Genomic DNA, 11,855 nt, shown 5'->3' with positions numbered 1-11,855 from the left:
GATCAACGAGGAACATCCGCATTTGGGGCACATCCACCGCGCCGTCCGGCACGACGTAAGCGACCAGCCGCTTGTCCCCGGCACGGTCCTCCCGAGCAACCACCGCCACCTGACCAACGCCAGGATGGGCAGCAAGGACGGCCTCGATCTCACCGAGCTCGACACGGAAGCCACGCACCTTCACCTGGTCGTCCGCACGGCCGCCGAAGACGAGTTGGCCATCCACGGTCCACTTGGCGAGGTCGCCCGTGCGATACATCCGCCCGCCCGTGAACGGACACGCCACGAAGCGCTCCGCGGTCAGCCCGGGACGCCCGAGATAGCCACGCGCAAGGCCCGGACCCGCGACATACAGCTCACCCAGCACACCTGCGGGGACAGGGTGAAGCAGCTCATCGAGGACGAATGCCCGGGTGTTGGTGATGGGCCGCCCGATGGGCACCGGGCCCGAGCCGGACGCCTCCAGGGGCTCGCTCATCGTCGCACACACGGTGACCTCGGTCGGCCCGTACGCATTGACCATCCGCCGCCCCGGAGCCCACCGCTCCACCAACCCCGGCGGGCACACCTCACTGGCCACCACCACCGTGCCCAAGCTCTCGGGCAACACCTCCACCGTGGCCAGCACCGACGGCGACACCGTCACATGCGTGACGCCCATCGCCGTGGCCGTCGCGCCCAGCGAACCGTTGGGCGGGAGCCTGCCCGGGTCAGCCATCACCAGGGCGGCGCCCGAGAGCAGCGCCATGAACATCTCCCACACCGAAGCGTCGAAGCTCAGCGACGCCAACTGCAGCACCCGCGCGTCAGCGCCCACCTCGAACCGGTCGATCTGGGCGCTGACGAGGTTTCCGATGCCGCGATGTGTGACAGCCACGCCCTTGGGACGGCCCGTGGAGCCCGATGTGTAGATCACGTACGCCACGTCGTCCACGCTCACGGAGACCGCCGGCGCCGGGGGCGCGTCCGCGGATCGAACCGCCGACGGATCCCACACGACGCACTCGACCCCGGCCGGAACCAACCCTCGCGTCTCCTCGGAGCACACCACCAGCACCGGCCCCGCATCCTCGACCATCCACCCGATCCGCTCCACCGGATACGCCGGATCCACCGGCACAAACCCCGCCCCCGCCTTGGCAATCCCCAGCAACACCGCCACCACATCCGCCGACCGCTCCAACACCACAGCAACCAGGTCACCGCGCCCCACACCCCGCGCGCCCAGCACACCCGCCACCCGGTCCGACCGATCCCTCAGCTCCGCGTACGACCACTCCTCACCACCCGCACCAACCACCGCCACCGCATCCGGGGATGCGGCCGCCCGCTCGTCGAACAACTCCGCCAACGGCCGCACGGGAACGTCCCGCTCGGTGGCGTTCCATCCCTCCAGCACCCGCTCCCGCTCCGCGCCACCGAGCACCTCGAACTCACTCACTCGGGCCGAAGGGTCGGCCGCCACCTGCTCCAGCAACCGCACCAGCCGCTCGGCCAGCCCCTCCACCGTCCGTTCGTCAAAGAGGTCGGTGGCATAGAGGAACGCGCCGCGGATCCCGCCCGGATCGCCGTCGTCGTCGCGATGTTCGGCCAAATCGAGGGCGAGGTCCACCCGTGCCGAAGCTTCCGTCCCCGACTCCAGCGGACGCACCCGCAACCCCGGCAGATCCCACAACCGCCCCTCACCCGCAGGCGCCCCCTGAAGCCCCAACGACACCTGAAACAGTGGATTACGCCCCAACGACCGAGCAGGGTTGAGATCCTCCACCAACCGCTCAAACGGCACATCCTGATGCGCATACGCATCCAGATCCGCCTCCCGCACCCGAGACAGCAACTCCACAAACGTCGGGTCGCCACTCACATCACTCCGCAAGACGAGCGTGTTGACGAAGAACCCCACCAGCCCGTCCAAAGCAGCATCCCCACGACCCGCCACCGCCGTACCGACCGGAATGTCCTTCCCGGCGCCCATCCGCGACAGCAGTGCGGAGATGGCGGCGTGCATCACCATGAACATCGTCGCCCCGCCCCGCTGGGCAAGCTCCGTGAGCTGGGCATGGGTTTCCGCGGTGATGGCGACCGGCACTTCGCCACCGCGGAAGGACGAGACCGCCGGCCGGGGCCGGTCGGTCGGCAGGACGAGCTCCTCCGGCGCACCGGTCAGCGCCTCACGCCAGTAGCCGAGCTGGCCACTGACCACGCTGTCCGGGTCGTCGAGGGTGCCCAGCACCTCGCGCTGCCACAGCGCGTAGTCCACGTACTGCACTGGCAACGGCTCCCAACCAGGCGCACGGCCCGCCCGCCGCGCCGCATACGCCCCCCCGATCTCCTGACCCAACACACCCATCGACCAACCATCAACCGCGATGTGATGCGCCACGATCAGCAACACATACTCCGACGGCCCCGTCTTCAACAGCCGCGCCCGCCACGGAAGATCAACGCTCAGGTCAAAGCCACGGGCGGCATAGCCGCCGAGCACCTCCCGCAGGTGTTCCTCCGCGGTCTCCACCACGATCAGCGGCGGCCGACCCGCCTCGCCCGTCAGCACATGCTGGCGCGGTTCACCATCGGTCTCGGGGAAGACCGTACGCAGACTCTCGTGCCGGTCGGCGACATCCCCAAGCGCCGCCTCCAGAGCGGCCCTGTCGAGCTCGCCGGAGAGCCGCAGTGCCAGCGGCAGGTTATATACCGCACCGTCGCCGACGCCTTCGAGGCGGTTGAGGAACCACATCCGCTGCTGGGCGTACGACAGCGGCAGCACCTCCGGGCGCGGCCGAGCGGTCAGTGCCTGCTGGGCGGTGCCGTCCTCCGTGCCGTCGAGCAGCCGGGCCACGTCTGCCACCGTCGGGGCGGTGAACAGCGCACGGATGCTGACCTCGGCGCCGAGGACGGCACGGATCTGTGCGATCAGCTTCATCACCAGGATCGAGTCACCACCGAGCTCGAAGAACGACGCCTCGGCACCCACCTCCTCCAGGCCCAGCACCTCGGCGAACAGCACACACAGGCGCTCCTCCGTCGGCGTCTCCGGACCACGTCCCGCCATCGCCGCGCCGGTGAAGTCGGGAGCGGGAAGCGCGGCACGATCCAGCTTGCCGTTCACCGTGATGGGCAGCGCGTCAAGCGTCACAAACGCGGCCGGGACCATGTAATCCGGCAGCCGATCAACGAGGAACATCCGCATTTGGGGCACATCCACCGCGCCGTCCGGCACGACGTAAGCGACCAGCCGCTTGTCCCCGGCACGGTCCTCCCGAACGACCACCGCCACCTGACCAACGCCAGGATGGGCAGCAAGGACGGCCTCGATCTCACCGAGCTCGACACGGAAGCCACGCACCTTCACCTGGTCGTCCACGCGGCCGCCGAAGACGAGTTGGCCATCCACGGTCCACTTGGCGAGGTCGCCCGTGCGATACATCCGCCCGCCCGTGAACGGACACGCCACGAAGCGCTCCGCGGTCAGCCCGGGACGCCCGAGATAGCCACGCGCAAGGCCCGGACCCGCGATGTACAGGTCCCCCAGCACCCCCACGGGGACCGGGTGGAAACGCTCGTCCAGCACATAGACGGCGGTGTTCGAGATCGGACGCCCGATGGGCACCGGGCCCGAGCCGGACGCCTCCAGGGGCTCGCTCATCGTCGCGCACACGGTGACCTCGGTCGGCCCGTACGCATTGACCATCCGCCGCCCCGGAGCCCACCGCTCCACCAACCCCGGCGGGCACACCTCACTGGCCACCACCACCGTGCCCAAGCTCTCGGGCAACACCTCCACCGTGGCCAGCACCGACGGCGACACCGTCACATGCGTGACACCGAACTCCGCCGCCACCTCGCTCAACGACCCGTTGGGCGGAAGCCTGTCCGAGTCCGCCATCACCAAGGCGGCGCCCGAGAGCAGCGCCATGAACATCTCCCACACCGAAGCGTCGAAGCTCAGCGACGCGAGCTGCAGCACCCGCGCATCAGCGCCCACCGCAAATCGTTCGATCTGCGCCGCCGCCAGGTTCCCGATGCCGCGATGCGTCACCGCCACCCCCTTAGGCCGCCCCGTCGAGCCCGACGTATAGATCACATACGCCACATCATCGACATCCACCGAAACCGCGGGCACGGACTCCGCCACCGCATCCGACGCATCCCACACCAAGCACGCCACCCCGGCCGGAACCAACCCCCGAGTCTCCTCGGAGCAGAGAGCCAGCGCAGGCGCCGAGTCCTCGACCATCCACCCGATCCGCTCCGCCGGATACGCCGGGTCCACCGGCACAAACCCCGCCCCCGCCTTGGCTATCCCCAGCAGCACCGCCACCACATCCGCCGACCGCTCCAACACCACAGCGACGAGATCACCGCGCCCCACACCCCGCGCGCCCAGCACACCCGCCACCCGGTCCGACCGATCCCTCAGCTCCGCGTACGACCACTCCTCACCACCCGCACCAACCACCGCCACCGCATCCGGGGATGCGGCCGCCCGCTCGTCGAAGAGCTCACCCAACAGCCGTACGGGAACCTCTCGCCCGGTGGCGTTCCACTCCTCCAGCACCCGCGCCCGCTCGCCCGGCCCCAGTACGGCGACTTCACTCACCCGAGCCGCAGGATCCGAGGCGACCTGCTCCAACACCCGCACCAGCCGCTCGGCGAGCACCTCCACCGTCTGCTCGTCAAAGAGATCGGTGGCATACAGGAACGCACCGTCAATCCCGCCCGGGTTGCCGTCGCCATCGCGGTGCTCGGCCAAATCCAAAGCCAGATCCACCCGTGCCGAAGCTTCCGTCCCCGACTCCAACGGACGCACCCGCAACCCCGGCAGATCCCACAACCGCCCCTCACCCGCAGGCGCCCCCTGAAGCCCCAACGACACCTGAAACAGCGGATTACGCCCCAACGACCGAGCAGGGTTGAGATCCTCCACCAACCGCTCAAACGGCACATCCTGATGCGCATACGCATCCAGATCCGCCTCCCGCACCCGAGACAGCAACTCCACAAACGTCGGGTCGCCACTCACATCACTCCGCAAGACGAGCGTGTTGACGAAGAACCCCACCAGCCCGTCCAAAGCAGCATCCCCACGACCCGCCACCGCCGTACCGACCGGAATGTCCTTCCCCGCGCCCATCCGCGACAGCAGCAGCACCAGCGCCGCCTGGACGACCATGAACATCGTGGCCCGACCGCGCTGAGCGAGCGCCACCAGCCGGGCGTGGGCCTGTGGGCTCACCCGCACCGGCATGGAACGGCCACGGAAGGAGGACACGACGGGCCGGGACCGGTCGGTGGGCAGGACGAGCTCCTCCGGCGCACCGGTCAGCGCCTCACGCCAGTAGCCGAGCTGGCCACTGATCACACTGTCCGGGTCCTCCAAGTCGCCAAGCACCTCACGCTGCCACAGCGCGTAATCCGCGTACTGCACCGGCAACGGCTCCCAACCAGGCGCACGGCCCGCCCGCCGCGCCGCATACGCCCCCCCGATCTCCCGACCCAACACACCCATCGACCAACCATCAACCGCGATGTGATGCGCCACGATCAGCAACACATACTCCGACGGCCCCGTCTTCAACAGCCGCGCCCGCCACGGAAGATCAACGCTCAGGTCAAAGCCACGGGTGGACTGCGCCGTAAGGGCCTGCGGCAGCTCCTGCTCCGTCGTTTCCACGACCACGAGCGACGGTCGGCCGGCGCCGTCCGCCAGCACATGCTGGCGCGGCTCGCCATCGGTCTCGGGAAAGACGGTACGTAAACTCTCGTGCCGGTCGGCGACATCACCGAGCGCCGCCTCCAGAGCATCCCTGTCGAGCTCGCCGGAAAGCCGCAGCGCCAGCGGCAGGTTGTAGCCCGCGCCTTCCCCCACGCCTTCGAGGCGGTTGAGGAACCACATCCGGCGCTGGGCGTAGGACAGGGGTACGGAGTCCGGCCGGGGGCACGGCACCAGCGCGGGGCGGGCCTGGCCATCCGCGTTGCCCTCTCCCTCGATACGGCGGGAGAGGAGGGCGACCGTGGTGGCGGCGAAGAGCTCACGGATGGTGATCCGGGTGTCGAGCACCGCCCGGAGCCGGGCAATGAGCCGCATCGCCAGGAGTGAGTCACCGCCGAGCTCGAAGAACGAGGCATCAGCGCTGACCCGCTCCACGCCGAGCACCTCGGCGAAGAGCCCACAGAGGATCTCTTCGGTCGGGGTGGCCGGACCCCGGCCCGCCACGGTGGCTGTGGAATCGGGGGCCGGGAGCTTCGCGCGGTCCAACTTGCCGTTGACCGTCAACGGCAGCGTGTCCAGCACGACGACCGCCGGGACCATGTACTCCGGCAGCCGCCCAGCGGCGAACGCACGTACCGCCGCCACGTCCAGCGCCCCGTTGGGGACCACATACGCGACCAGCTGCTTGTCCCCCGGCCCGTCGTCACGGACCACCACCGCGACCTGTGCCACGCCCTCGCAGGCGGCCACCACCGCCTCGATCTCGCCGGGCTCGACACGGAAACCACGGACCTTGACCTGCTCATCGACCCGACCCGCGAAGACCAGATCACCGTCAGCGGTCCACTTCGCCAGGTCGCCACTGCGATACATCCGCCCACCCGGAGCAGCGAACGGACAGGCGACGAACCGCTCCGCGGAGAGCCCCGGCCGACCGATGTAACCCCGGGCCAGACCCGCACCGGCGATATAGACCTCGCCGATCACCCCCACAGGCACCGGCCGGAGGAACGGATCCAGCACAAACACCTTGTTGTTGGGCAGCGGCCGACCGATGGGGGGCGCAGCCTCCAACCCGGTCTTCAGTGCGGTCGCGGTGGCGGTGGTGATGACGGTGGCCTCGGTCGGCCCGTACGTGTTCCACACCCGCGCACCCGCCGACCACCGACCAGCCAGATCCGCGCTCAACCGCTCCGCACCCAGCACCCAATTGCTCACACCCGGCACAGCATCCGGATCCAGCACCCCCAACAGCGACGGCACCACACTCGCCACCCGCACCCCACACCGGCCGATCATCTCCGCCAGCACCTGCGGATCCTTACGCTCCTCCGCACTCGCCACCGCCAAAGTGCCACCAGCAGCGAGGGTGACGGCGACGTCCAGGACGGCGGCATCAAAGCTGAACGACGCGAACTGCAACGCCACCACACCCGCGTCCACACCCAACACCGGACGCATCACCTCGGCCAGATTCGCCACACCACCATGCGCCACAGCCACACCCTTCGGCCGCCCCGTCGAACCCGACGTATAGATCACATACGCCAACTGACCCGGCACAATGACCCTCCCCAACGGCTCAGCCGAGAAGGCATCAGCCCCCTCGAGAAGGACCACGCGCGCATCACCGAGCGGGACACCATCAAGGCAATCGGCCGTACCCAGGACCACCTCGGCACCACTGTCCGCAATCACAAAACCCAACCGATCCGCCGGATACTCCGGATCCAACGGAACGAACGCCCCACCCGCCTTCCACACCGCCAACTCCGCCACCACCACATCCACCGACCGCCCCAAACACAACGCAACCCGCGACTCCCGACCCACACCAGCACCACACAACAACCGCGCCAACCGATTCGCCCGCCGATCCAACTCCCCATACGACACCGACTCGTCACCACACCGCACCGCCACCACATCCGGCGCCGCCACAACCCACCCCTCAAACCGCTCCACAATCGAGCCACCGGACAGCGCAGCCTCCGTGGCATTCCACTCCTCCACCACCCGAGCCCGCTCCACCTCCCCCATCACGTCCAGCCGACCGACCAACGTCTCCGGATCGGCCGCCATCTGCCCCAGCACCCGGAGCACCTGGTCGACCAGCCCCTGGGCCGTCGCCTCGTCGAACAGGTCCGGCCGGTAGCTCAGCCGCATGCCCAGGCCGCCGCTCGGGCCGACCACCAGGCCGAGCGGGTAATTGATCGACTCCCGGAGTCCATGCTCGGTGAACTTCAGCCCGCCCGGTCCGCGTCGTTCGGCCTCATCACCCGATGGCTGGTCGCCCGGCGGCTTCCGGGCGTTCGTGCCCGAGGGGAAGCTCTCGAACGCCATGATGGTGTCGAACGTCGCCCCGGGCCCGGCCTGCCGCTGGATGTCGCTGAGGCTCAGGTACTGGTAGTCCACCAGCGCCGCCTGCTCGGCCTGCAGCTCCGTCAGCAGTTCGGCCACCGACTGCGCCGGGTCGAAGCGCACACGTACGGGCACGGTGTTGATGAAGAGCCCCAGCATGCTCTCCATGCCCGGCAGGTCCAGCGGCCGTCCGGCCACGCTGGCGCCGAACACCACATCCCGTCGGCCGGTCAGCTTGCCGACGACGAGAGCCCAGGCGACCTGGACGACGGTGTTCAGCGTGAGGCCGTGGAAGCGGCGCGTCAGGTCGCGCAACGCCTGGTCCAGCTCCTTGCTCGCCCGGCCGGACACCATGGCGGAGTGCGCCGGCGCCCCGTTGTACTCGGCCGGGGCCACCAGCGTGGGTTCATCCGCCCCGCCCAGCGTCTTCCGCCAGGCCGCCATGGCTTCTTCCTTGTTCTGGCGGGCGAGCCAGGCGAGGTAGTCGCGGTACGGGGTGACGGGCGGCAGCCCGTGTGCGCTGCCCCCGGCCTCGTAACACGTCCACAACTCCCGCATCAGCACCGGCAGCGACCAGCCGTCCAACAGGATGTGATGCAGCGTGACCATCATCCGGTACTCATCCGACCCGACCTTGACCAGCAACACCCTCAGCAACGGCGGCACCGCCAGGTCGAAACGCCGCTCCCGCTCCCCGATCCCCAACCGCTCCGACTCCGCACGGGCGACATCCGCGTCGAGCCCGGACAGGTCCTCCTCCCGCCACGGCAGGCTCACCCGGCGCATGATGAGCTGGACCGGGGCTCCGGAGGCGCGCCGCTGGAAGCCCGCGCGCAGGCTCTCGTGGCGGTCGAGCAGCGCCTGCCAGGACGCCCGCAGCACCGCGGAGTCCAGCTTGCCCTCCAGGCCGGTGATCATCTGCTCGACGTAGACGTCGATGCCCTCCTCGTCGTACACCGCGTGGAACAGCAGGCCCTCCTGCAGCGGCGACAGCGGCCATACCCCCACCAGAGCGGAGTCGGTCATCTCAAGCTCCTTCGTCCATCTGCTGCGCTGTCGCTTCGAACTCGTCCAACTCGCTCTGGCTGATGTCCACCAACGGGAAGTCGGAGGGGGTGTGGCCACCGATACCGGTGTCGGCGTCGACGTCCGTGGTGTGCGTGGCCAGCCCGGTGAGCATCGCGGCCCAGCCGTCCAGCAGGTTCCGGGCGGCCGAGTCCGCCAGCAGCTCGGACGGCCAGGACACGATGAGGGAGAGCTGCGGGCCGTCGGGCAGATCGTGGACGACGCCCATGACCTCCAGGGCGTGCATGACCGGGATCCGGTCGTTGGCACCGCCACCTCGGCCACCGTCACCGGCGGTCTGCCAGGCATGTTGCTCGACGGGCTGCTGACCCTGTGTGCTCTGGTTCTGCCGGCCGGGGAATCGGCCCAGGTAGTTGAAGCCGATCTGGGCGGTGGGCAGGGCGGCGAGCGCGGGCCCGGTCTCGGGGTTGAGATACCGGAGCATCCCGTAGCCGAGCCCATCGGCCGGGACCGCGCGGAGCTGTTCCTTGATGCGCTTGACGGCCCGTCCCGCCGCGGCCCCGCCGGAGCGCAGCTCCATGACGTCGATGACACCGACGTCGAGCCGCACCGGGTAGCTGCTGGTGAACCAGCCGACCGTGCGCGTCAGGTCCGCTCCCTCCCCCAACGGGACCCGGCCGTGGCCCTCGAGGTCCAGCAGGACCCCAGCCGTGTCCTGGCCCTGTCGGCGCCGCCACTCGGCCAACGCCGCGGTCAGACCGGTCAGCAGTACGTCGTCAACGCCCGCGTGGAACGCCGTCGGCACGCTGGTCAGCAGCGCCGATGTGACCTCCGTGGACACCTTCACCGACAGCTGCCGGACGGTGGCGCCAAGGTCCCGCTCCGGGTCCACGGGCCGCGAGGTGAGGAGGGGGCCGTGGCCGTCCAACAGCTGTGCCCACGACGGGAGTTCGGCGAGTCGTTGTTGGCCGGTGGCTTCGGTCCGCAGGGCGCGGGCCCAGTGCCGGAAGGAGGTGGGCACCGGCTCCAGCACGACCTCACGGCCGGCGGCCAGCTCCGTGTACGCCTCGGCCAGATCGGGCACGAGGACGCGCCAGGAGACGCCATCCACCACTAGGTGGTTGAGGAGGATCAACAACCGTCCGGGGGTGTCCGGCCCGAGGTCGAACCAGACCACCTGCAGCATCACACCCGCTCGCGGATCGAGCCGCTCCGCGGCGGCCCGCGACTGCTCGGCGATCAGGCGCTCGAGGTCACCCCCGGCCGCACTCGCGTCGACTCGGTGCACCCACAGGGCCACGGACACGGTCGGGGGGACGAGGAGGCGGGGCTCGGGCTCGGTGTCCAACCGGGCCCGCAGAATGTCGTGGTGATAGACCACCGCCTGAACGGCACCGGTCAGCGTCTCCAGCCGCATCCCCGCCGGAGCCACCACCACCGTGGACTGGGACACCGCACCTATACGCTCTGCTCCGGCCCGCTCCAGCAGCTCATGCATGACCGGCGTCAACGGCACCTCACCCGTGCCCGGGTCGCCACTCCCCGCCAGGCCACCGGGAGCAGAAGCGTCATGGGCCACCAGCGCCAGCTCCGCCGGAGTTCGCCGCTCGAACACCTGCCGGGCGCTCACTACCAGACCGGCTTTACGCGCCCTCGACACCAGCAGCATGGACATGATCGAGTCACCGCCGAGTTCGAAGAACGACGCGTCGGCACTGACCTCATCGATGCCAAGCACCTCGACGAAAAGCCCACAGAGGATCTCTTCGGTCGGGGTGGCCGGACCCCGGCCCGCCACGGTGACCGTGGTGTCCGGGGCGGGGAGCGCGGCGCGGTCCAACTTGCCGTTGACGGTGAGCGGCAGCGCGTCCAGCACGACGACCGCCGGGACCATGTACTCCGGCAGCCGCCCAGCGGCGAACGCACGTACCGCCGCCACGTCCAGCTCCCCGTTGGGGACCACGTACGCGACCAGCCGCTTGTCCCCCGGCCCGTCGTCACGGACCACCACCGCGACCTGTGCCACGCCCTCGCAGGCGGCCACCACCGCCTCGATCTCGCCGGGCTCGACGCGGAAGCCGCGGACCTTGACCTGCTCATCGACGCGGCCCGCGAAGACCAGATCACCCTCTTCGGTCCACTTCGCCAGGTCGCCACTGCGATACATCCGGCCGCCCGGGGCGGCGAACGGACAGGCGACGAACCGCTCGGCGGACAGGTCCGGCCGACCGATATAGCCCCGAGCCAGGCCCGCACCGGCGATGTACACCTCGCCCGTAACGCCCACGGGCACCGGATTGAGGAACTGGTCGAGCACATAGACGCGGGCGTTGGGGAGGGGACGGCCTATCGGCGGGGCCTCCTCCAGCGCGGCGTCCAGCGGCGTGGCGGTGGCGGTGGTGATGACGGTGGCCTCGGTCGGCCCGTAGGTGTTCCACACCCGCGCACCCACCGACCACCGACCAGCCAGATCCGCGCTCAACCGCTCCGCGCCCAGCACCCAATTGCTCACACCCGGCACAGCCTCCGGATCCAGCACCCTGAGCAGCGACGGCACCACACTGGCCACCCGCACGCCACACCGGCCGATCATCTCCGCCAGCACCTGCGGATCCTTACGCTCCTCCGCACTCGCCACCGCCAAAGTGCCACCAGCCGCAAGGGTGACGGCGACGTCGAGGACGGCGGCGTCAAAGCTGAACGACGCGAACTGCAACGCCACCACACCCGGGACCACACCCAACACCGGACGCAT

Annotated in this window: 2 protein-coding genes; both read right to left on the bottom strand. The window is 69.6% G+C overall.

The features are described 5' to 3' along the window. The coding region (locus tag ACFXB5_RS48845; RefSeq protein ID WP_385221293.1) for an amino acid adenylation domain-containing protein at nucleotides 1-9,100 on the bottom strand (9,100 nt) is incomplete at its 3' end. 1 nt (nucleotide 9,101) lies between these two features. Beyond that, on the bottom strand, nucleotides 9,102-11,855 hold a 2,754-nt coding region (locus ACFXB5_RS48840), incomplete at its 5' end, for a condensation domain-containing protein (protein ID WP_385221290.1).

Source organism: Streptomyces sp. NPDC059455, assembly GCF_042750115.1.
Taxonomy (GTDB): Bacteria; Actinomycetota; Actinomycetes; order Streptomycetales; family Streptomycetaceae; genus Streptomyces; species Streptomyces endocoffeicus.
The sequence above is the reverse complement of the archived record's forward strand: the minus strand, read 5'-3'. Positions and strand labels throughout refer to the sequence as shown.